The organism is Saliphagus sp. LR7, assembly GCF_003344565.1.
GTDB lineage: Archaea > Halobacteriota > Halobacteria > Halobacteriales > Natrialbaceae > Saliphagus > Saliphagus infecundisoli.
Genome location: NZ_QPND01000001.1, coordinates 117811 through 138632, shown reverse-complemented (window position 1 = coordinate 138632; position 20822 = coordinate 117811). Strand labels below are relative to the sequence as shown.

At 69.3% G+C, this 20822-nt stretch carries 21 protein-coding genes; 12 read left to right on the top strand and 9 right to left on the bottom strand.

Features of this window, described 5'->3' with window-relative positions:
- Positions 1-13 precede the first annotated feature (13 nt).
- Positions 14-1051 (top strand): S9 family peptidase, encoded by a 1038-nt coding sequence (locus DVH23_RS00635; RefSeq protein ID WP_114575503.1) that lies wholly within the window; start codon positions 14-16, stop codon positions 1049-1051.
- Here DVH23_RS00635 and pth2 read toward each other — a convergent pair.
- Positions 1045-1383: a peptidyl-tRNA hydrolase Pth2 gene (pth2, locus tag DVH23_RS00630; RefSeq protein ID WP_114575502.1), complete on the bottom strand. Its 339-nt coding sequence runs from the start codon at positions 1381-1383 to the stop codon at positions 1045-1047. The two genes, DVH23_RS00635 and pth2, sit on opposite strands and share 7 nt — an antisense overlap.
- An 83-nt stretch (positions 1384-1466) precedes the next feature.
- Between pth2 and DVH23_RS00625 the strand changes: the two genes are divergently transcribed.
- Together DVH23_RS00625 and dcd are read left to right on the top strand one after the other, a co-directional pair.
- Positions 1467-2183: a Yip1 family protein gene (locus DVH23_RS00625; RefSeq protein WP_114575501.1), complete on the top strand. Its 717-nt coding sequence runs from the start codon at positions 1467-1469 to the stop codon at positions 2181-2183.
- 38 nt (positions 2184-2221) lie between these two features.
- Positions 2222-2809 (top strand): dCTP deaminase, encoded by a 588-nt coding sequence (dcd, locus tag DVH23_RS00620; protein ID WP_114575500.1) that lies wholly within the window; start codon positions 2222-2224, stop codon positions 2807-2809.
- Positions 2810-2827: 18 nt separating this feature from the next.
- Here the strand turns inward: dcd and DVH23_RS00615 are convergent, their stop codons facing one another.
- The 5 genes from DVH23_RS00615 to DVH23_RS23380 form a co-directional block, all read right to left on the bottom strand.
- Positions 2828-4129, bottom strand: coding sequence for an alkaline phosphatase family protein (locus DVH23_RS00615; RefSeq protein ID WP_114575499.1), 1302 nt, complete (start codon positions 4127-4129; stop codon positions 2828-2830).
- Positions 4130-4136: 7 nt separating this feature from the next.
- On the bottom strand, positions 4137-5612 hold the full coding sequence (locus tag DVH23_RS00610; RefSeq protein ID WP_114575498.1) for a glycosyltransferase family 2 protein: 1476 nt from the start codon (positions 5610-5612) through the stop codon (positions 4137-4139).
- Between the two features lie 120 nt (positions 5613-5732).
- The gene (locus tag DVH23_RS00605) at positions 5733-6767 is read right to left on the bottom strand and encodes a WbqC family protein (protein ID WP_114575497.1); all 1035 of its coding nucleotides are present in this window, start codon (positions 6765-6767) and stop codon (positions 5733-5735) included.
- 160 nt (positions 6768-6927) lie between these two features.
- Entirely contained in the window at positions 6928-7611 is a 684-nt protein-coding gene (locus DVH23_RS00600) for a PIG-L deacetylase family protein (RefSeq protein ID WP_114575496.1), read from the bottom strand.
- 132 nt (positions 7612-7743) lie between these two features.
- A complete protein-coding gene (locus DVH23_RS23380) occupies positions 7744-8943 on the bottom strand; it encodes a glycoside hydrolase family 18 protein (protein ID WP_157972292.1) in 1200 nt (399 codons plus the stop codon).
- A 258-nt stretch (positions 8944-9201) separates the two neighbouring features.
- On the opposite strand from DVH23_RS23380, the gene DVH23_RS23375 reads away from it, so the two are divergent.
- The 5 genes from DVH23_RS23375 (at position 9202) to DVH23_RS00575 (ending at position 14141) form a co-directional block, all read left to right on the top strand.
- Positions 9202-9747 (top strand): hypothetical protein, encoded by a 546-nt coding sequence (locus tag DVH23_RS23375; RefSeq protein ID WP_157972291.1) that lies wholly within the window; start codon positions 9202-9204, stop codon positions 9745-9747.
- Positions 9748-10030: 283 nt separating this feature from the next.
- Positions 10031-11335 (top strand): nucleotide sugar dehydrogenase, encoded by a 1305-nt coding sequence (locus DVH23_RS00590; RefSeq protein ID WP_114575494.1) that lies wholly within the window; start codon positions 10031-10033, stop codon positions 11333-11335.
- Positions 11335-12399: an NAD-dependent epimerase/dehydratase family protein gene (locus DVH23_RS00585; RefSeq protein ID WP_114575493.1), complete on the top strand. Its 1065-nt coding sequence runs from the start codon at positions 11335-11337 to the stop codon at positions 12397-12399. Before DVH23_RS00590 ends, DVH23_RS00585 begins: the two co-directional genes overlap by 1 nt.
- 134 nt (positions 12400-12533) lie before the next feature.
- The gene (locus DVH23_RS00580; RefSeq protein WP_114575492.1) at positions 12534-13433 is read left to right on the top strand and encodes a thiamine-phosphate synthase family protein; all 900 of its coding nucleotides are present in this window, start codon (positions 12534-12536) and stop codon (positions 13431-13433) included.
- A 3-nt stretch (positions 13434-13436) separates the two neighbouring features.
- On the top strand, positions 13437-14141 hold the full coding sequence (locus tag DVH23_RS00575; protein WP_114575491.1) for a class I SAM-dependent methyltransferase: 705 nt from the start codon (positions 13437-13439) through the stop codon (positions 14139-14141).
- A 14-nt stretch (positions 14142-14155) separates the two neighbouring features.
- Here DVH23_RS00575 and DVH23_RS00570 read toward each other — a convergent pair whose 3' ends face one another.
- Both DVH23_RS00570 and DVH23_RS00565 read right to left on the bottom strand, forming a co-directional pair.
- Positions 14156-14557, bottom strand: a complete 402-nt coding sequence (locus DVH23_RS00570) for a thioesterase family protein (protein ID WP_114575490.1) — start codon at positions 14555-14557, stop codon at positions 14156-14158.
- A gap of 69 nt (positions 14558-14626) precedes the next feature.
- Complete coding sequence (locus DVH23_RS00565; RefSeq protein ID WP_114575877.1) at positions 14627-15391, bottom strand: DUF7001 family protein; 765 nt, start codon at positions 15389-15391, stop codon at positions 14627-14629.
- Positions 15392-15482: 91 nt separating this feature from the next.
- Between DVH23_RS00565 and DVH23_RS00560 the strand changes: the two genes are divergently transcribed.
- A complete protein-coding gene (locus DVH23_RS00560) occupies positions 15483-17045 on the top strand; it encodes a SagB family peptide dehydrogenase (RefSeq protein WP_114575489.1) in 1563 nt (520 codons plus the stop codon).
- A gap of 9 nt (positions 17046-17054) precedes the next feature.
- Here the strand turns inward: DVH23_RS00560 and DVH23_RS00555 are convergent, their stop codons facing one another.
- Positions 17055-17981: a sulfide-dependent adenosine diphosphate thiazole synthase gene (locus DVH23_RS00555; RefSeq protein ID WP_114575488.1), complete on the bottom strand. Its 927-nt coding sequence runs from the start codon at positions 17979-17981 to the stop codon at positions 17055-17057.
- Between the two features lie 88 nt (positions 17982-18069).
- On the opposite strand from DVH23_RS00555, the gene DVH23_RS00550 reads away from it, so the two are divergent.
- The 3 genes from DVH23_RS00550 to DVH23_RS00540 all read left to right on the top strand — a co-directional run bounded on the left by DVH23_RS00550 (position 18070) and on the right by DVH23_RS00540 (position 20795).
- Complete coding sequence (locus DVH23_RS00550) at positions 18070-18456, top strand: FxLYD domain-containing protein (RefSeq protein ID WP_114575487.1); 387 nt, start codon at positions 18070-18072, stop codon at positions 18454-18456.
- 97 nt (positions 18457-18553) lie between these two features.
- Positions 18554-20098, top strand: a complete 1545-nt coding sequence (locus tag DVH23_RS00545) for a flippase (protein ID WP_114575486.1) — start codon at positions 18554-18556, stop codon at positions 20096-20098.
- 40 nt (positions 20099-20138) lie between these two features.
- Entirely contained in the window at positions 20139-20795 is a 657-nt protein-coding gene (locus DVH23_RS00540; protein WP_114575485.1) for a hypothetical protein, read from the top strand.
- The last annotated feature ends 27 nt before the right edge of the window (positions 20796-20822 follow it).

Here is a 20822-nt window from a genome sequence, read left to right as displayed (position 1 = left end):
CGAGGACGGAGGTATGGACGGAAGCGGGTTCCGGCTCGACCGGTGGTCCGACCGACTCGTTCGCGAGTCCGAGCGCCGTCACGCCTACGACGGCGAGGCGGTCGCCGACTGGCAGCGGGCCTTCCGGGCCGACCTGATCGAGACGCTGGGGTTCGCCGACCGGGCGGAGGTCGCCCTCGACGCTCGTCGCCTCGAGACGACCGAACTGGCCGACCACGAGCGCCAGAAGTGGGAGATCCGGACCGAACCCGGCTTTCGGCTTCCCTTTTACCTCCTGGTGCCGGACGAGGGCTCGCCGCCGTACCCGGTCGCCTGTACCGTCCACGGCCACACCCCGATCGGCAAGGAGCTGTACGTCGGCCGCACGGAGACCGACGAACAGCGAGCCCACGTCGAGGAGGAACGCCGCGACGTCGGGCTCCAGGCCGTCCGTCGGGGGTACGCCGCGCTCGTCCCCGACATGCGCGGGTTCGGCGAGCTCGCGGCTCCCGAGGACCGCCACGCGGGAGGGCGGAGCTGTCAGCCGATGCAGCTCCGCGGCCAGCTCGTCGGCCGCTCGCTCGTCGGCGACCGGGTCTGGGACTTCCGGCGGCTGCTCGACTTCGCCGAGAGCCGCCCCGAACTCGACACGGAGCGCATCGCCGTTACCGGCAACTCCGGGGGCGGGACGGTGACGCTCTTTTCGGCCGCCGTCGACGACCGGATCGACGTCGCCGTCCCCGTCTCCTACTTCTGTACGTTCGCGGACTCGATCGGCTCGATTCCCCACTGTGCGTGCAACTACGTTCCCGGAATCCTCGAACTCGGCGAGATGGGGGACGTCGCCGGACTGATCGCGCCCCGGCCGTTCCGGGCGGTCCACGGCCGCGAGGACGACATCTTTCCCGTCGAGGCGACCCGCCGGGCGTTCGAACGATTGGAAGAGATCTATGACGCCGCCGGTGCCCCCGAGAACTGCCAGCTCCGGGTCCGCGACGGCGGTCACCGCTACTACCCCGAGGCGGCCTGGCCCTTCATCGACGCACACCTCCGGGAGTCGCCCGGTCAGTAAAGCGGGAGGTCGCCGGTGACCCGATCGACGCGGTCGTCGGCCGCGGGTCCCACCGCGAGGGTCGTGACGGTGCCGGGCTCGAGCTGGGTGTGGCCGGCGTCGCGGACGATGGCGTTTGGAATCCCCTCCCGGTCGGCGAGCTCGGCGAGTTCGAACAGGGTCCGCTCGCCGTCGCCCTTGAGAACGACCTTCTTTTGGCCGCTTCCCTTCCACTCCGATCTCGCGGATTTCTCGGTCTTCTCGACGGCCGACAGCGAGGCATGTGCGACCTGGGCGGCGAGCTTTCCGGTCCCCATCCCGATGTCGGTCCGGGCGACGATGGCCTGTTTCATGGCCGTACTCGGTGGCCCGAGGGTTATAGCGGTGGCCACTCGGCCCGGGAAACCTTCTTGTAACGCTGCCGTAACGTCGATCCGTGTCACCGATCGATCCTCTGGTCCGCCCGGATCGCTTTTTCGATCGGCAACGGTGGGACTGGCTGCTCGCCAGTTCGGCCGCCGTCGTCGTCGTCCTCGCGCTGGTCAGCGGGGCCGGATTCGTGGCGATGGGGTGGGTGCTCGCCGACGAGGTCACCGGAACGACGACGGTTGACAACCCCGCATACGTGCCCGACTGGGTCTGCGAACAGCAGGGCGAGGACGGTCCGACACAGAACGCCTGTGACGAACCCGAGAGGATCGAGGTCGAGACCGGCGAGGTGCTGTGGGACGCCTGGGCCGATCCGGGGAACGTGGGGGCGCTTTTCTTCTCCGTTCTCCTCGCCTGGCCCCTCACCGCAGTCGCCCTCCAGGTCGTCTCCCGGCTGGCCGGCGGGGAGGGCTCGTTCCGGCGCACGCTCGCGGTCGCCGGCTGGGGGATGGCACCGACGGTCCTCGAAGTGGCGCTCGTGGTCGGGCTCTGGTGGTACCAGGTCCGGACGATGGCGCTGTCGTCGGATCCGGAGGCGCTCGTCGGGCAGGTCGAGGGGATCGAGCCGTTGGCCGGCGGCGCCGTCCTGGCGATCACGTTCGGGATCTGGCAGTGGTACGTCTGGACCCACGGTCTGAAACACGGCCGGGAGTTGTCCGTTAGGGCGGCAGCGGGCGCCGCGGGCGCGGTGGCGGTCGTCTCGATCCTGTTCGGGCTCGCCTGAAGAGAAGACTTACGCCCGCCCGTCCGAGTCGTTGGGACATGATCCTCTCGGACGCGGACATCCTCCGGCGACTCGAGGAGGGCGACCTCGCCATCGAACCGATCGACGACCCGGCCCTCCAGATCCAGCCCGCGAGCGTCGACCTCCGCCTGGGCGAGCGCTTCCTCGAGTTCCGCCGGACGAACATCCCGTGTATCCACCCCGACAGCGCGGGCGAGGTCGAGGAGTACGTCAGCGAGACGGTCGTCGCAAACGGCGACGACTTCATCCTCCATCCCGGCGATTTCGTGCTCGGAACGACCACGGAACGCGTCGAGATCCCCCGGGACCTGATCGCCCACGTCCAGGGGCGCTCCTCGCTCGGCCGGCTCGCGGTCGTCGTCCACGCCACCGCCGGCGTCGTCGATCCCGGCTACAGGGGTCAGATCACGCTCGAACTGTCGAACCTCGGGACGGCACCCGTCGCGCTCTCTCCCGGAATGCGGATCTCTCAGCTGATCTTCACCGAACTCTCCTCGCCCGCCGACCGGCCCTACGGCGCCGAACGCGGCTCGAAGTACCAGGACCAGGACGGCCCCCAGGCGTCGCGGATCGGCGGCGACACCGAGTTCGACGGCGACCGCTGACTGCGGTCCTCCGGGCCCTCATTGAGCGTTTCGGTCCCGGGCGGCACCGAGGGGGAACGCCGCGAACGGAACGAGCATCTCGGCCCGGGAGAGCCCCCCGTGGAGCCCGACCGTCCGGAGCGAGTCGTCGTCGTACCACGCGCCCCCTCCCGACGGAAACCAGAGGAGGTCGGGGGCATTGCGGTCGTAGACCGCGCTCGGATCGGTCGGCCCGAACAGCTCCCGGGACTCGTATTCCGGTCGCGCGAAGACGCGACAGTCGAACCCCCGCCGCAGCCGTCGCTGGAGGCCCTCGGCGGCTCCCGCCCGGAGGTGGAGCTGTAGCTGCCTGCTCCCGCCGACCGGCGGGATCCGGTTTCCCTCGGAATCGGTCGCGAGCGATTCCCAGAGGGGAACGTACTCCCGGAGATCGACGTTGTTCCCGCCGGAGTCGATCTGTCCGTGGTCCGCGGTGAGGACGAGCAGCGTCCGCTCGGCGACGCGGCCGTCGAGTCGAGCGACGAGTTCCCGCCACAGCGCGTCGAACAGCTCCTCGAGCGCGGCGTCGGTTTCGGGCGCCCACGGCCCCGAGCGGTGGGAGACCCGGTCTATCGTGGGGACGTACGCGTAGAGGTACTGGGCTCCCGGCGTTCCCTGAAGGGCTTGACGGAGTCTCCCCGCGAGGTCCGGAAGCGTCGAGTACCCCGTGTAGCGCCCCGCACCGCGCGAGAAGTGCCGTCGGCCGTCGCTGATCTCGTGGGGTTCGAACAGGCCGGTCGAGATCCGGTCGGGAACGCGCGGGTAGATCGGGGTCGCCCCCGAGAGCGCCGACGGGTCGGGCGCGTCCGGAACGGCCTCCCGGACGGGCGTCCCGTCGGTCGTCAGATACGGAAGCGCCTGGACCGGGCCGACGCCCGCGACGTACTGCCACCAGCCCAGTCGCCCGTGTTCGGTCGGATACTGGCCGGTATGGACCGTCGGGATCGCGCTGGCGGTCTCCGAGGGGACGATCGACGTCAGCGCCGTCACCGTCCCGCGGTCTCCGACCGCCGGGAGCAACGGTGCGTCGAGGCGATCCCGGGCATTCCGGAACCGGTCGTAGCTGAGGCCGTCGATCACGACGAGGACGACGTTCGCGATCGGGTCCGGATCGATCCCCTCGAACACGTCCGCGGGCAGCGACGGGACGCCGTCCGGACGGCCGTCCAGCAGGTCGAGGCAGGCACCCGGAACGCCGGCGAAACAGTACTCTCCGTAGTCGGGGAGGACGAGGCCGTCCTCGCCGACCCGGTCGAGGAGTGCCTTGACCGCCGCCCGGTCGTCCCGATCCTCCGGTTCCATCGGGCGATCACTTCCGCCAGTCGCGGTTTCCGAGCAGGATGTCCGTCCCGACCCGGAGGTAGGTGTAGGTCAACACGGGCAGGACCACCGTCCGGATCAGGACGAAGGGGACGAGCCCCCTGAGGAGGGTGACCCGGCGCGTCCGCGTGATCACCGCGAGCCCGACCGACAGGAGGTACTCGAGAACCATCAATATCATGACGGCGTCGATAGCGACGAACCCCAGTCCCGAGAGCGCGAGCATGACGAACACCGTGGTCGGGTACAGTCCGTCGAGAACCTGGGCGATGATGAGCCGCCCCATCGGCCGCTTCAGTGCCGGGGGATTCCGGTCCGGTTCGCGCTCTGACTCGAGTTCTGACCCGTCGTCCTCCGTCGGGGTCGGCTCCCTCTCGGCCCGTTCGTCGTCCGATTCGATCTCCTCGTCGCGTGTGACCGCCGTCGATGCGGACGTGGAGGTGCCCCGGTCGGTGCCGCCGTCGGTCGTCACCCCGCTTTTCTCGTCGGCGGGGACCGAGTGCGTCCGGAACCGGAACGTGAGGTTCGTGAAGTAAAAGGCGCTCTGGAGATAGCCCGACCCCCAGAGGTAGTTCTGTTTGAACGTCTTCCGGAGCCCCGGGACGTCCGACCGGAGGTAGGTGTCGTGGAGGTGAACGTTCGCCCAGCCCCGCTCGGAGAACGCGAAGCCGAGAAAGATGTCCTCGCTGTTGGTCAGGTCGTCGCCCAGCGACTCCTCGTAGTCGTCGAACACCGAGACCAGCCGCTCGCGGTCGTACAGCACGGCCGCACCGACGGGAAACAGCGTCGAGCCAAAGGCCCGCATGATCCCGTCGGCGAAGACCCGCTGTTGGACGTGGTAGTCCACGTTCCGGAAGCCGATGATCGCCTCGTTGTTCGCGAGGTAGCCCTCGACCCCGGTCCGGGAGGCGTGTTCGGCAAGGTCCGCCCGGACGTGTTCATGAGCGACGCTTCCCTCGGGGAGTGAATCGACGACCTGCTCGTGGTAAAACTGGCGTTTGGCCCGCGGGCTCGTCGGGTAGACGGTTCCGAAGGAGCTGGCGACGCCGGGATCGGCATGGGGTTCGAGCAGCCGCTCGACGTAGTCGGGGCTCTCGAGGAAGGTGTCGGCGTCGAGGACGAACACCGTGTCGGTTTCTGACTCCCGGGCGACCTCCTTCATCCCGACCGTTTTCCCCTGAGGGACCTCGTGGCGCCGGTGGACGATCTCGAGGTCGAACTCCGTCGCGAGTTCGGCGACGATCTCGGTCGTGTCGTCGGTCGAGCCGTCGTCGACGACGACGACCCGGTCGGGCGGGACCGTCTGGGCGGCAAGCGACGCCAGCGCGTAGGGGATCGTCCGTTCCTCGTTCAGCGCCGGGATCATCGCCGTCACCGTCGGCCGCTCTCCCGACGCCGGAAACGACCTACGGGACCTGAACAGTTTGCCGTACGCCGAGATCAGCGTCGAGAGTCCTACGACCATCTCCCCGTCCCCCAGGTTCGGGGCAGGCTCATATGAGGGCGTCCACCGTTTCGCCGGGAAGCCCGCCGTTACCCGCCATAGGGACGACGTACGGCGGGAGCGAAGACGGGAGATGGACGCTCACTCGATCCACCGAGAGGGGTCCTCGGCCCCGTAGAGCACGTCGAGCGCACAGACGTTCCCGCCCTCCCAGTCGGGGGTCCAGTCCTGGACGAGGACCTCGAGCCCCCGGCGCTCGAACGGGCCGGTTCGCATGTAGTTCTCGTAACCCGTCCTCCCCGAGAGGTAGCCGTCGCCGCCGAAGTGCTCGGTCAACCGGGCGAGATACTCGGGGGCGTCCCCGGTCCGTTCGACCGGAAGCTCGCTCGAGCGGACGACCCGGGAGCCGACCCCGAACCGGTCGAACAGCTCCGAGAGCAGCGGAACCGTGAGATCGACCAGTCGGACCTCCCCGGCCCACTCGCCGACGTCGACGCCCTCGAGTTCCCAGCGCCGCTCCATCGGAGTACCCTCGACGGTGCCCTCGAGTTCCGCGGAGAGCGCCGCCAGCGAACGGTCGCGCCGGGCCTTGAGCTCCCGGCAGTCGCCCTCGACCCGCTCGAGCCGGGACTCGAGGTCGGCGGCGGCGGCGACCAGGCCCTCGACGGGCGCCGCCGGATCCTCGCGCTTTCGCAGGGCGATCTCGTCCCCGAGCCGGTTCTTGCGCGCTCGCAGCCGATCCAGCCGTCGTCGGCGGGTGCGCCACTCGGCGTCCACCATCCGCCACGCGTCCACCTCGTCGTCGCCGGCGTCGGCGGGTGGATTCTCCCGGAGGTCGGAGGCATCGACCAGCGGCGGGCAGAGCCGCTCGTAGAACGGGCGCAGCTCAGTCGCCGCCTCGCCGTACTTCCCGACGAGGGTCCGGAGGTGGCGTGCCGGCCACGGCTCGGACATGTCGATCCGGGCGTCGTCGATCGGCGTCTCGACGCCGGTGTTCCGGACCGGAACCGTCAGCCACGACCGGCCCTGGTAGTCGATGGGCGCCCGGTGGTGGGGCGAACTCCGGGAGAACTGGACGTCGTCGTAGATCACGAACACGTCCGCCTGCCGCGCCCGCGCGAGGTAGTGCAGTCGCGGATAGTAATGGGGTTGGTACGCCGCGACGAGGCCGGTCATGGCAGTCGCCTCCCCGACGACGCCCTTCAGTATCCGTCGCGTACAGCGATCGCTCGCCGGGGCGCCGGCAGCCGAAAGCGACCGTTACTGACCGACCGCGTTCGAATGGCGAAACAGCCGTCCGTCGCGCGCGCGGCCGATGGCTCCGATCGAAATCGAGTCATCGGCGGCGATCCAGCACCACCTCGAAGGGCTCGGCGGCCCGAAAGCCCGACCGGTCCCCCCAGAGGCGGGCGTTCGCCCGGAGGCTGTCCGGGCTTCGCGGATGCGGGCGGTCTCGCATCTCGCTCCCGTAGACGTCGATCGCCTCCATCTTCGCTTCCATCGTCTCGGTGATGTCGACGAACGTCGAGGGCTGGAACGGGTTGTTCTCGGTGGGGATCGCCAGCTCGGTCGAGGAGGGGGTCTCGAAGGAGAGGATCCGATCGACCGTGGTGTCGGCGACGGGGCGTGCGGCCGTCCGGACGGCCCGCGCGACGAGCTGGTGGTCGACGTTCAGATCCCCCGAATAGTGTGTGTAGATCGTCGTCGGCTCGACGTCCGCGATGGCCCGCTCGACGTCCCTCACGACGTCGATCAGCGCGACGTCGTCGAGCTGGTTGCCCCAGTAGTCGAGGATTCGTACCGACTCGACGCCGAGGACCTCGCCGGCGGCGCGGGCCTCGCGGCGGCGTTCCTCCCGGCGTTCCCTCGCGGCCTCGGTCTCGGTCTCGTGACGGGCCATCTCGCCGTCGCCCAGGAGGAGCACGGAGACCGTCTCGCCGTCGGCCGCGTGTCTCGCGAGCGTCCCGCCGACTCCGAGGACCTCGTCGTCGGGATGGGCCCCCACACAGAGCACGGTCATCGCTCCCCTCTGTCGGGGGTCCCGGGAGTAAGTATGCGGACGATACAGCCGGCAATCGCGACTTACTCCGAACCGCGCCCCTTTCGGACCCGGCGGCTCCGTTTACGGACGAACGGGGCCCGACCTCGGGAGTCAGCCGTCGGAGCCGCTCGCGGCGTCGGCCATCGCCTCGAGCAACTCGTCGTCGTAGTCGTAGCTCAGTTCCCAGCAGAACACCCCGCGACAGCCGGCGTCGCGGGCGAACCCGGTCGCCGCCCGGACGTAGTCGGGATCGGTTGCCGAGACCCAGTTGCGCTCGTCGGCGTCGTAGAGGTAGGGAACCTCGGCGTGGTCGTCCCAGTAGTAGCTCCAGGCGCCGTCGGCGATCCGCCGCGCGCACTCCCCGCCGTCGATGGTGGCCTCGTAGGACTCGAAGTCCTGGCCGAGGCCGTCGTCGTTCGGTCCCGGTTCGACCCCGTCGAACGCGCGGCCGTAGAAGGCGTGGCCGACCATCAACTGGGATCGGTCCATCCCCTCGGCCGCCCAGGTCGAGACCGCCTCCTCGGCGGACGGAGAGCCGTACACCGGCGCGTTGTGGGCCGTCGTCGGGCTCGAGGGGCCGGACATGTCGTAGGACATCACGTTGACCCAGTCGAGGTGCTCCGAGAGGCCCTCCACGTCGAGCGGCCGGACGTGGTTCGGATCGGACGGCCCCGAATACGAGAGGACGTACTCCCGACCGTCGGCCTCGCCTGCCTCGTCGAGCTGTCGGCGACACTCCTCGACCAGCGCGAGCGCGTTCTCGACGTCGTCCTCGCGCCGAGCGTTCTCCGCTCGGCCGCCGCCGGTGGGGTACTCCCAGTCGATCTCGAACCCCTCGAAGCCGTACTCGCGCATGAGTGCGATCGCGTTCCGGGCGAGTCGTGCCCGGCTCTCGGGCGAGCTCGCCGCGTCCGAGTAGTGGGTCGAACTGTTCCAGCCGCCGACCGCAAACCCCGTCCGGACGTCCTCGCCGGGCTCTCCCGGCGCCGTGAGCTCCCGGATGTCCGCCAGGTTGGGCTCGTCGTGCTCGTCGGTGAACTCGATCGTCCCGTCGGCCGCGGGCTCGAAGTTCGCGTAGTAGAGCAGGTCGAGCAGGTCGAAGGCGACGTCCTCGGGGGGGTACTCCTCGCGCATCCAGCCCGGATACCACCCCAGTACGGGGAGGTCCCGCCCCCCCGCCGAATCCGCGGTCGATCCGACGCGGTCGAGACAGCCCGCGAGCACGGCGGCCCCGACCGGAAGGGTGGACTCGAGGAGCCGGCGGCGGGTCGTCGAACGGAGGTCGTCGGGAGGCGGTGGGGATGCGAACATCCGACGGATCGACGCCGCTCGCTCCGACCCCCCCTCTCTTCCCCACGTCGTCTGCACCATTGGACCGTGTATCGCGCTCGCCGGTTTTGTTAGGATGAGGGTACGTCGGGCGACGCTCCGGTAATCCCGGATTGGTTCGCCGTTATAGACGGTTCGGACGGCCGGGCCGGAAACCCGCTCCCGGTACGATGCCCATAACAATATCCAATAGAAATATTCTGCTGGCCGTCGGACGGACACTGACCGAGGGAACGAACGATGGACGCAGTCGAACGGGAACTGACGGGCGCGATCGGGGACTCGATCGGGAGAGCGAGGGCCTTCGCCGGCTACGTCGAGAGCGCGGGCGACGTCGATCCGGAGGCGGCGGGTCTCGAGCCGATCGACACTTCGGGGATCGCCAGCTCGCTGCGGGGATATCTCGTCGGGATCAACGCCGCGATCGACCTCCTCGACGTCCGCGACGGCCGGGAGTCGGCGCCGACGGGACTGGGAGCCCACGGACCGCTCCGGCGGTTCGCCCGCAGGAACCGGACGGCGATCGTCGAGTTCCGGGCCGATCCCGCCGAGGCGGCGAACCCGGAGGAGGACCTGCTGATCCTCGGATTCGAGATCGACGCCGAGCGCCGGCGGTTCTACGCCGACGTCCCCGCGCTCCCGGCGGCGGTCGAGGACGCCTACGCGGGAGAACGGTACGTCCCCTACACGCGTCCCGACGGCCGGCCGAAGGTCCCGGTCTCCGGGCTCTGTCTGGAGATCACGGACCGGGTCGAACGGTGGGCGAGTCGTCGCCGAGAGGGATGAGGAACCGATTTCATCCGCTCCGGCAATCACCCCTACGGACCTGCGGGAGAAGGGATAGTTAAATATCACCATCGGAAAGTAATATCGCCGAGAACGGAGCGGGCCAGTGAGGACTCCGTGGCCCGTAGTTCGAATCCGACCGCCGTCGAGTGGTAGACAGTGCGTACACGGCCGTTTCAGGGAACGTAATCCCCGTTAGGCGTGGAAATCGGATTCTTATTGTGGAAACTATGGGTGGGTGATTAATCCGAGACGGTAGCCGATCCCGGTGGGGTTACCTGAGATGCACATAGGAATCGTGGGGCTGGGATACGTCGGTGCGCCGCTCGCGGCAGCGTTCGCGGACGCCGACTTCCCGGTCACCGGCTACGACGTGGACGACGCGCGAATCGACTCCCTCCGGGCGAACCGTACGCTGGTCGCGGAGCCGGCCGGAGGCGCGACCGGCACGGGGTCGGCGGGAGGGACGGTCGGCACCGAACCACCGGTCTACACCACCGATCCGGACTCGCTGACCGCCTGTGACGTGATCGTCACGGCGGTCCCGACGCCCCTGACCGAGGAGTCGAGCCCGGATCTGAGCAGGGTCCGGGCGGCGGGTCGGACGATCGGCGAACGGCTCACCGCGGGGACGACCGTCGTCCTCGAGTCGACTGTGTATCCGGGTGCGACCCGGGGGGAGTTCGTCCCCGAGATCGAGAACGCCTCGGGCTTTCGGCTGGGGACGGACTTCGAGGTCGGCTACTCGCCCGAGCGGATCGATCCCGGCAGCGACCGACGGCTCGAGACCACGACGAAGCCCGTCAGCGCGAGCTCGACGGCCACCCGGTCGATGCTCGCCGCCCTCTACGGGGAGGTCGTCGGCGACGTCCACCTGGCGCCGTCGATCGAGGCCGCCGAGGCCGCCAAGTGTCTCGAGAACGCCCAGCGCGACGTGGACATCGCGTTCGTCAACCAGTTCGCGATGGCGTGTTCGGGGATCGACTGGCTCGACCACGAGGAGGTGCTTGCGGTCGCGGACTCGAAGTGGAACTTCCGGCGCTACGAGCCGGGGCTGGTCGAGGGCCACTGCATCCCGATCGACCCGTACTTCCTGGCCCACGCCATAGAGCGCGAGGGCGGGGAGACGTCGCTCATCCGGGAGGCCAGGGCGGTCAACGAATCGGTCGTCGATCACGTCGGGTCGCTGACCGTCGACGCGTTCGAGCAGCGCCGCGAGCGCGTGGGCGAAGGTGGCGGGGAGCGCCTCCTCGCCGTCGGGCTCGCGTACAAGCCCGACACCGACGACGTCCGGTCGAACGCGAAACGCCGGCTGTTCGACGGGCTCCGCGAGGCCGACATAGAGCCGATCGGCTACGACCCGCACGTCGATCCCGACGCCGCGACCGAGGAGTTCGGCATCGAGGTCAGGCCCGAGCTCGACGTCAGCGACATCGCGGGCGTGCTCGCGCTCACTGCACACGACCGGTTCGCCGACCTCACGGTCGAGGACCTCGTCGAGGATCTCCGGGAGTCCCCGGTCGTCGTCGATACGACCGGTCGTCTCGAGGCGCCGGCCGACGCCGACGTCATCTACCGGAGGCTCTAATGGCGGACCGATCGTCGTCGGGGGCCACATCGACCGATCCCCTCCCGGCAGAGCCCCGAAGCGACGGGGAGGTCCGGGCACGCAAACGATCCCACGGCGAGGCGATCGACCACCTCGCGGGCCGGCGCGTCCTCGTCACGGGCGGGGGCGGGTTCATCGGCTCGAACCTCGCGGCGTGGCTCGCGCCACACGCCGAGGTCACTGTCCTCGACGACTTCACCAGCGGCGCCCGCGAGAACGTCAGCGACCTGGGGGTCAACGTCGAGACGGCCGACGTCCGCGACCGCGAGGCCGTCGCGGCGGCCGTCGACGGCCAGGACGTCCTCGTCCACATGGCCGCGATGGCGGGCGTCCAGCGGACGATCGACAACCCGGTCGACACCCTCGAGGTCAACGTCGAGGGCACCCGGACGGTCCTCGAGACGGCTCTCGAGGCGGACGTCGATCGAGTCCTCTTTACTTCGACCTCGGAGATGTACGGCGACCTCTCGGACCCTCCCTACCGCGAGGACGGGCCGATCGCGCCCAAGACCAACTACGCGGTCGCGAAGGCGGTCAACGAGCGCTACGTCCGGGCCTACTGCGAGCAGGCCGGGATGTCCTACACGATCGTGCGTTACTTCAACGTCTACGGGCCCAACCAGGACGGCTCGACCGACGGCTACGTCGTCCCGAAGTTCATCCGGCGCGCGCTCGCCGACGAGTCGATCCCGGTCTACGGCAGCGGCGAGCAGAGCAGGGACTTCACGTTCGTCGACGACGCGATCGACGGAACGGTCCGCGCGCTCGGCCCCGCCGGCCGGAACGGGACGTTCAATCTCGGGACGGGCATCGAGACGAGCGTCCGGACGCTCGCCGACCGGGTCGCGGAGGTCGTCGGGGGCGGCCGGGTCGAGCACGTCGAGGATCCCCGTCCCTACCGAGTCGAGCGCCGGTGTGCCGACGTCACGAGGGCGCGCGACCGGCTGGGCTACGAGCCGCGGGTTCCCCTCCGGGAGGGGATCGGGAGAGTCGCCGAGTCGGTAGCGCCCGCGGGAGGGGAGGCCCGATCCGGCGACCGCTGATACGGTTTGCTGTACCCGTTTCCCGGGGTACCCGCATGGCGGGTCGCGGGTACGCCGGTGATGACTTACAACGGTCCGGATGAGGCGGCCGGACGACCGCAGGGTTTTGGTCGCGGCGTTCCAACGTCCGCCAAATGAGGTTCGTCGAGGAAGTCGTCGTCGAGGAGTTCCTGCCGACGGTGCGGTCGCTGCTGGCGGCCGAACTCCGCGAACAGGGGCTGACCCAGAGCGAGGTCGCCGACGTACTCGGGATCAGCCAGAGCGCCGTCTCGAAGTACGCCCACGGCGACGTCGAGACCACCGAGGCGATCGCCGAGGACGAACGGGTGCGGTCGCTGGTCGATCGGCTGGGGGAGGAACTCGCGACCGGCGAGACGACCCGGGTCGGTGCCTTAGTCGAGATCGAGGTCCTGATCCGCGAACTCGAGGCCGGCGGCGACGTCCTCTCGCGGCTCCACGAGGAGCGGATGCCCGAACTCGCCGACCACGACGCGAGCATCCGGGTCCACGACCCCGACAACGAGCTTCGGACCAGCGAGCGGGTGCTCTCCTCGGTCCGTCGAGGGCTCCGGATCGTCGAGTCGGCCAGCGGCTTCGCCGGGCTGATCCCGGCGGTGGGGTCGAACCTCGTCGCCGCGCTCCCCGACGCCGAGGACGTAGACGACGTCGCGGGCGTCCCCGGCCGGATCGTCGACGTCAAGGGCCGGGCGACGGTGCCCGCCGAGCCGGAGTTCGGGGCCTCGGGCCACGTCGCGAGCGTGCTGCTGGCGGCCCGGGAAGCCGGCAGCCCCGCGTCGGCCGCGATCAACCTCCGGTACGACGCCGGGATCGTGGCGGACCTACAGGATGCGGGCCACGTCGCCGTCGAGTTCGAGGAGGACGGCGATCTCGCCGAAAGCGTCGGTGCGGCGATCAAGGCCGAACCGGAAGCGGCGGTGCTCTACCAGACCGGCGGCTACGGGATCGAGCCGATCGTCTACGTGCTCGGCCCCGATGCCGAGGCGGTCGCCGACACCGCCCGGTCGCTGCTCTGAGCCATGACCGGGCCGTCCGGACCGAACGGCGGAGCGAAGCGGGCGAGCGACGGAGAGGACGCCCAGGGGTTCTACGGCCGGTGGGCCCGCCTCTACGACCTGCTCGCACGGCGGACCCCCGGGATCGTCGCCCTCCGGAAGCGGGCGGCTGCGGCCTGCGAACTCTCTCCGGGCGACCGCGTCGTCGAGATGGGCTGTGGCACCGGCGCGAACCTCCCCCATCTGCGGGAGTCGGTCGGTCCCGAGGGCAGCGTGGTCGGCGTGGATTTCACCCGACCAGTGCTCGAGCGCGCTCGCGGGCTCACCGCCGACTACGACAACGTCCACGTCGTCCGCGCCGACGCGACCCGGGCGCCGGTCGCCGACTGCGACGCGGTGCTCGCGACGTTCGTCGTCGGAATGCTCGACGATCCCGCGGGCGCGGTCTCCGACTGGGCGGACCTCGTCGGTCCCGGCGGACACGTCGTTCTCGTCAACGCCGCCAGCAGCCGCCGGTGGTACGCCCCGGCGGTCAACGCCGCGCTCCGGGCGGTAACGATCCTCTCGACGCCCCCGACGACCCGACTCCGGTACGACGAGGATCCACTCGATCGGCTCGACGAACGGGTCGCGGCGGCTCACGACCGGCTCCGGGAGCGGTCGTCGGCGGTCGCCGACGAGACCCACGCCCTGGGCGCGGTCCGGCTCACCGGCGGCCGGGTGCGGTGAGCGCGGTATTGGGGTCAGCCCTCGAGACCCTCGTAGCCGACGAGGCGCTCCCGAAGCCCCTCGGGGATCGGCGTCGGGCGGCCGTCGCCGCCGACCGAGACGAGCGTCGTCTCGCCGGTCGCCGCCACGTCGTCGCCGTCGCGGACCTCGTAGGCCATCGTCACGCTGGTCTCGCCGACCGCCGTCGTCTCGACGGCGACGGTAAGCGGCCCCCGTCGGGCGACGGGGCGCTCGAAGGAGAGCTCGATTCCCGCGACGACGCCGGGGAAGCTTTCAGGGTCCTGGTCGATCGCGTCCTTCAGGTAGGCGATGCGGGCTTCCTCCAGGTAGGTCGCGTAGACGGCGTTGTTGACGTGGCCGTAGGTGTCGAGATCGCTGTAGCGGACCCGCACCTCGGTCGTGAAGGGATCGTCCATGGCGGAGAGACGGGGCCTCGTGTCAAGTGCGCTGTGGTCTCTCCGGCGCTCGACTCCTCTCTCGGTCTCTCACCCACCGCCGTAGCGGTCGGCGTGGTCGGGGCAGAACTCCGGTTCGCGGAGCTGTGCGGAGACCAGTTTCTCCTGGTAGTGGGCGTCGTAGAGCCGACAGCCTTCCTCGGGGCAGAACGCCTCGCCCGTCTCGAGGAAGTGGACCGCCGCGAGGGCGTACCCTTTCAGCGCATCGGTCGTCCGGGGATCGTCGGCCACCAAGAACTCGCCCTCGACCTCGTTTTCGAGGACTTCCCGCGGCGGCGGCCCTCCCGAAAGCAACGCGTGGCGTTCCTTCTCTCGATAATACGCCTCGGGCTTGGCGGGAGCCTCGTACAGCCCCGGGACGGAGACGATCGAGGGCTGGCCCGGAACCACGACGCGCTTGTGCCACCGGGCGTCGTGGTCGCCCCAGGTCGCGATCGCCCGATCGAGCAGGACGACATGAGCGTGGTCGAGCCCGCGTTCGCCCTCGGGGAGGGCGTCGTTGAACGCCAGGCGGAGGGCGATCCCGTCGTAGAGCACCCCGCCCGCGCGCTCTGGCTCTGCCATGGCGCGCTCCTCGTAGCGGACGGCGCCGAACATCGTGTTGCCGGTCTCTCGCTCGCCCGGCGAGCGGACCCGCGCGGCGGCGAACGCCTCCGCGAGGGAGTCGTCGCCGTCGGTCCCCAGAAAGCGATCGCGAACCTCCACCCGACCACCGATCGGCTCTGCGAGCCACTCCTCGATCGCGTCGGCGTCGGCGACGGTCGTCGGCGCGCGGTAGATCGAAACTCGCTCCACGCTCATGAAACCTCTTCGTGGTACCACCGACGAAACGCTTCCGGTCGCGCCCCACCACAGCGACTTTCCCCCTGACCTTCGACCATCCGGTATGGTCGATGCACTCGAGTACCACGGGGAGACGAACCACTCCCCCCGTGAGATCCGCAACGCCGACTTCTCGCTGGATCCGCGGACCAAGCCCCGGCCGTACAAGGTCTACGAGGACCTCCCGCGGGTCGAACTGCCGTCGATTCGCCCGCCACAGGGGCCGGCACTCGATGTGATCTCGGAGTCCCGAGCGGACCCCGTGACCGACGCCGCCGACGGACCGGAGGAGTTCGGCCGTGAGGCCCTCGCGACGCTCTGTTACGAGGCCAGCGGCGTCATCCGGGAGATCACCACGTCCGACGGCCGCGAGATGGCGTTCCGGGCGGCCTCGTGTACGGGAAAGCTCTACCACGTCGACCTCTACGCCGTCTGTGGCGACCTCGCCGACCTCGCGGCCGGCGTCTACCACTTCGATCCCTCGCGGATGGCGCTGGACGTCCTCCGGGAGGGCGACTTCCGGGGGATCGTTGCCAACGCAGTAGGGGGTGGCGGCGACGGCTCGAGCGGCGTCGCCGACGCGCCCGTGACGTTCGTCGCGACCTCGACGTGGTGGCGAAACGCCTGGAAGTACCGCGAGCGCACCTATCGACACGCCTTCTGGGATTCGGGGACCGTACTCGCGAACCTGCTGGCGGCGGCCCACGCGACCGATTGGCGCGCGGAGGTCGTCGCCGCCTTCGCCGACGACCCGATCGCCGAGTTGGTGGGCGTCGATCCCGGCAAGGAGGCACCGATCGCACTCGCCCCGATCGGAAACGGCGATCCGGTTCCCGATCCCCACCCAGTGGAGCCGATCGACCCTACGACCGAACCGCTCTCGTCCGACTGCGAGGAGTACCCACTGATCGGCGAGGCGTGGGGGGCGAGTACCCTCACCGACGGCAACGCGGCCGGGAAGTGGCGCCGGCGGGTCCGGGACGCGATCAGCGGGCGCCGCTTCGGAAGTCAGACCGAGGGGGACGAGGACCGAGAACGGATCGCCCTCGACCCGGTCGATTCCGAGACGGCCTCCGCGCGCCCCCTGCACGCCACGATCCGGCGGCGGGGCTCCTGTCGGGAGTACGCCCGGGAGGGGCCGAGCCGACGGCAGGTCGGGACGATCCTCGACCGGGCGACTCGAGGCATTCCCGCCGACTGGAACGCCGGGGCGGGAAACGGCCTGGCGTTCAACGACCTCCACGTCCTCACGACCGGCGTCTCGGGGATTCCCGACGGGAGCTACCGGTACCGTTCCGACGAGGACGTCCTCGAGCGAGCCGCAGAAATCGACCGTGAGGAGAAAGCGAGGCTCGCACTCGACCAGTCGTGGGCCGGCGACGCCCACGTCAACGTCTACCTGCTCGCCGACGTGGAGGGGATCGTCGAGGAGTTCGGGAATCGGGGCTACCGGCTCGCCCAGTTGGAGGCGGGGCTCACGCTCGGCCGACTCTACCTCGCGACCTACGCCCACCGCGAGCTGGGCGGGCTCGGGCTCACGTTCTACGACGACTTCGCCAGCGAGAAACTCGCCCAGGGGGAACGGACGCCGACCTGTCTGTTCGCCTTCGGGAAGCGGGGAGACTAAGCAGGATTCTCAGTCGTCGGCGGGTGCTCGCGAGGTCATCTCGACGGGGTCGGCCTCGACCTCGAGTTCGTCGAGTGCGACCTGGGCGGCACGCTTGCCCGAGACGAGCATGGCGCCGAAGGTGGGCCCCATCCGTGGGAGGCCGTAGGTGGTCGCGACGGCCATCCCGGTCGCGATCAGGCCGTCGTGGACGAGGCCGGTGTGTTCGACGACGGCGTCCTCGCTCTCGCCGACCCACATCGAGTCGTGGCCCGGCGAGTCGTGGCCGGGCGCGCCGTAGGAGTCGTCGCCCGTCTGGTCCATCCCGCCGGCGCTCGCGGCCGCGTCGCCGATCCCCGGGGCGTCGAGGACGCCGCGTTCGTGGAGTTTGGTGACCGCCATCGCGTCGTGGCCGGTGGCGTCGATCACCAGCTTCCCCTCGACGGCGATCGGATCGACGCAGGTGATCTCCCGCGGGAGCGCGTGGACCGGCGTCCAGTTCATCACGATCCCGCCGACTCTGTGATCCTCGCGGATGACGATGTCGGTGAACTCCGTCATGTTCTGCATCTTCGCGCCCGCGTCGCAGGCGGCCTTGATCAGTCCCGAACAGGCCTCGGGGCCGTTGGCGACGTACAGCCCCTCGCTGTCGCGGGACTGCTTGAAGTCGACGTCCAGGTCCTCGAGAACCTGCTGGGCCGGATCCCGGACGGTGACCTTGTTCATCAGGAACCCGCCGAGCCAGAACCCGCCGCCCAGATAGTTGTTCTTCTCGACGACCATCACCTGGACTCCCCGCTCGGAGAGCTCCTTTGCGGCCATCAGCCCCGACGGGCCGCCGCCGACGATGATCACGTCCGAGTCCGAGAAGTCCATGAACTCCTCGGTCCACTCCTGTCCGATCGCGCGGGTCACGTCCGCCTCGCCGACGTCGCTGAACTGGCCGAACTCGCTCATACAACGAGGTAGTACCACTGGGTATAGAAAAGACTGTCGTCCCGCCGTCCGAACCCTCAAGGTGGGACCCTTCCAACGTACCGCCAGGATGAAACGCCGCGCGTTCCTCGTCTCCCTGCTCGCGGCCACGGCGGGCTGTCTCGACCGCTTTTCGGAGGACGAGGGCGGCGACCCGATCGACCCCGAGGACGTTGCGATCACCTACGACGAACTCGTTCGGGAGGACGCCGGTACCGACGACGAACGCGTCTACGTCTGGGGGGTCGTCCGCAACGAGGGCGACCGGGAGATGAGCTTGGTCGAGATCCGGGCGATCTTTCTGGACGACGACGGCGAGGAGCTAGACCGGGTCATCGAGGCCGTTCCCGACGTCACCTCCGGCGACGAGTGGGAGTTCGAGATCGAGTTCCCCGACTTCGGCGCGCGTGCCCGCAGGGTCGCCGGCTACGACCTCGAGATCGTCACGGGCGTATAGCAATGAGATCGACGACCACCCTCCCCGATCGCACGACCGCCTCCGGAACGACCGGACAGACTGGCATGTCCGTGCGAACACTCCCCACGAGACGGCCATGAGCGACCACGACGAGGGCGTGTCGGTGCTCGCCAAACAGGGAACGATCACCTTCGTCGGCAACGTCGCCAACGGACTCTTTGGCTTCGCGATCGTCATGCTGATGACGCGGTACGTCAGCCCCTCGATCTACGGGCTGTTCATCCTCGCGACCTCGATCGTCCTCTTCATGCAGGTCTTCGGGAACCTCGGACTCCCGCTGGCGATCGACTACTTCGTTCCCCAGTACCTAGACGACGGCGAGCAGGGGAAGGCAAAGGGCGTCATCGTCCAGGTGACCGCGACCGTGCTGGTGACTTCGACGATCGTCGCCGGTGTGCTGGCCTACGGCGCCACCTTCCTCTCCGTGTTCCTGGGCGAGCCCTCTCTCCGGATCGCGCTGCTCGCCCTGAGCGTCACGATTCCGATGCTCGCGATCTACAACGTCCTGCTCACGTCCTACTACAGCATCAAGAAGCTCCAGTACCGTGTGATCATGCGCGACCTCGTCCGTCCGACCGTCCGCTTTTCGATCACGCTCGGGCTCTTGCTCGCGGGCTTTGGCCTCTTCGGGCTGCTCGGGGGGTATATCGTCGGTCTCCTGGTCGCCATCTCGGTCGGGACGGCCGTCTTCCTCTACAAGGCATGGTCGGTGCTCACGGCCGAGACGGAGTTCGTCCCCGCCCGCCCGCTGGTCACCTACTCGGTTCCCCTGGCGATGACGAGCGTCGTCTTCGTGCTCATGGGCCAGGTCGATTACTTCGTCCTCGGGTTCTTCCTCGACTCGGGCGACGTCGGGATCTACCGCGTCGGCTACATGCTCGGCTCCGCGCTCATGATCATCTTCAACTCGCTGGCACCCGTCTTCAAACCCCTCATCGCCGAGACCAGAGACGACAGCGAACTCGTCCGGGAGCGCTTCCGGATCGCCGCCCGCTGGATCGCCGGCTTCACCCTCCCGATCGCGATCGTCCTCTCGCTCGGCGCCACCTCCTACCTCTCGGTGTTCTACACCCCCCAGTACGCCGAGGCGAACCTCGTCGTCGTGACCCTCTGTGGCGCCTTCCTCTTCAACGCCGTCTTCGGCGGCCCCGACGGTACCCTCCTACAGGGGATGGGCTACTCGCGGATCGTCTTCGCGAACACGCTGGTCCTCTTCGGGGCGAACACGCTCGTCTCCTTTCTGCTCGTCCCTCGCATCGGTATCGAGGGCGCCGCGATCGGCTCGGCGACCGCGCTCGTCCTCGTCGGCCTGCTCACGCTCGCCGAACTTTACTACCTCGATCGGGTCCACCCGTTTACGGCCGCGTTCGGGAAGGTGCTCCTCGCGGGCGTCCCGGCAACGGCCGCCGGCGCCGTCGTCGTCACCCTCCTCGAGTCGACCACCGCGATCGCCGCCGCCCTCCCGGTGGCCGTCGTCGGCACCTACGCGCTCGCGCTGGTCGCCACCGACGCGTTCACCGAGGCCGACGCTCGGATGGCCGCCGAGTTCGGCGTCGGGCTCGAGAACTGGTCGCCCCGCTCGACGCTCGACCGGCTCGGCTCCCGCCTGCGGGGTCGGTAGGTCGGAATCCTCATAGCGAACCAGTCGTTAGACGCCTCCGATGGGTTACAGCGAGGACGTCGTAAACGCCCTCCGGCGGAGCACGATCCCCCAGCTCCACTACCTCTTCCGGGGGACCTTCGGCGGCTACGCCGTGAGCCACACGACCGCCGAGGAGTACGTGTTGACCGCCCACTGTAGCGAGGCGTCGATCGAGGCCGTCCTCTCGGAGATGGGGTTTTCCCGGAACCCGATCGCCTCCCTGAAGGTCCGATTCGACGGCAACACCTCGGAGGGATCGTGGGTCTGGCGGCCCTCACTCGGCTCCTCGTGGCAACTCCACGTCGTCCTCCACGCACTGACGGACGACCCCGACGACCGCGTCGACGTCTACGCCCACTGGGAGTGTTCCTGGATCCGCCATCCCTACAGCCACTACGTCGCCCGGGGGTACGACGCCGAGACGGGCGTCGAACTCGCCCGCCGGTGGCTCACCGGCTACGACGGCGACGCCATCGACGGGCTCGAGTACGAGATCGACGACTCCATCGAGCGCCGGCTGAGCGAGCGCCTCTCGCTTTCGTACTACAAGGTAAAGGAGTACGAACTCGCCCTCCGCAAACGCCTGCCGCTGGTCGACGGCGACGACCGCGGGATGACGATCGACCGCGAGGACGCCCGCGACGCCGTCTCCCCGCGGATCACCGACGAGATCTGATCCCGTCGCTCGATCACCGTCGGTCCA

Bases quoted from the DNA above. Each gene is read 5' to 3' on its own strand.
- DVH23_RS00635 (WP_114575503.1), top strand. From the start codon at position 14: ATGGACGGAAGCGGGTTCCGGCTCGACCGGTGGTCCGACCGACTCGTT.
- pth2 (WP_114575502.1), bottom strand. From the start codon at position 1,383: ATGAAACAGGCCATCGTCGCCCGGACCGACATCGGGATGGGGACCGGA.
- dcd (WP_114575500.1), top strand. From the start codon at position 2,222: ATGATCCTCTCGGACGCGGACATCCTCCGGCGACTCGAGGAGGGCGAC.
- DVH23_RS00615 (WP_114575499.1), bottom strand. From the start codon at position 4,129: ATGGAACCGGAGGATCGGGACGACCGGGCGGCGGTCAAGGCACTCCTC.
- DVH23_RS00610 (WP_114575498.1), bottom strand. From the start codon at position 5,612: ATGGTCGTAGGACTCTCGACGCTGATCTCGGCGTACGGCAAACTGTTC.
- DVH23_RS00605 (WP_114575497.1), bottom strand. From the start codon at position 6,767: ATGACCGGCCTCGTCGCGGCGTACCAACCCCATTACTATCCGCGACTG.
- DVH23_RS00600 (WP_114575496.1), bottom strand. From the start codon at position 7,611: ATGACCGTGCTCTGTGTGGGGGCCCATCCCGACGACGAGGTCCTCGGA.
- DVH23_RS23380 (WP_157972292.1), bottom strand. From the start codon at position 8,943: ATGTTCGCATCCCCACCGCCTCCCGACGACCTCCGTTCGACGACCCGC.
- DVH23_RS23375 (WP_157972291.1), top strand. From the start codon at position 9,202: ATGGACGCAGTCGAACGGGAACTGACGGGCGCGATCGGGGACTCGATC.
- DVH23_RS00590 (WP_114575494.1), top strand. From the start codon at position 10,031: ATGCACATAGGAATCGTGGGGCTGGGATACGTCGGTGCGCCGCTCGCG.
- DVH23_RS00585 (WP_114575493.1), top strand. From the start codon at position 11,335: ATGGCGGACCGATCGTCGTCGGGGGCCACATCGACCGATCCCCTCCCG.
- DVH23_RS00580 (WP_114575492.1), top strand. From the start codon at position 12,534: ATGAGGTTCGTCGAGGAAGTCGTCGTCGAGGAGTTCCTGCCGACGGTG.
- DVH23_RS00575 (WP_114575491.1), top strand. From the start codon at position 13,437: ATGACCGGGCCGTCCGGACCGAACGGCGGAGCGAAGCGGGCGAGCGAC.
- DVH23_RS00570 (WP_114575490.1), bottom strand. From the start codon at position 14,557: ATGGACGATCCCTTCACGACCGAGGTGCGGGTCCGCTACAGCGATCTC.
- DVH23_RS00560 (WP_114575489.1), top strand. From the start codon at position 15,483: ATGGTCGATGCACTCGAGTACCACGGGGAGACGAACCACTCCCCCCGT.
- DVH23_RS00555 (WP_114575488.1), bottom strand. From the start codon at position 17,981: ATGAGCGAGTTCGGCCAGTTCAGCGACGTCGGCGAGGCGGACGTGACC.
- DVH23_RS00550 (WP_114575487.1), top strand. From the start codon at position 18,070: ATGAAACGCCGCGCGTTCCTCGTCTCCCTGCTCGCGGCCACGGCGGGC.
- DVH23_RS00545 (WP_114575486.1), top strand. From the start codon at position 18,554: ATGAGCGACCACGACGAGGGCGTGTCGGTGCTCGCCAAACAGGGAACG.
- DVH23_RS00540 (WP_114575485.1), top strand. From the start codon at position 20,139: ATGGGTTACAGCGAGGACGTCGTAAACGCCCTCCGGCGGAGCACGATC.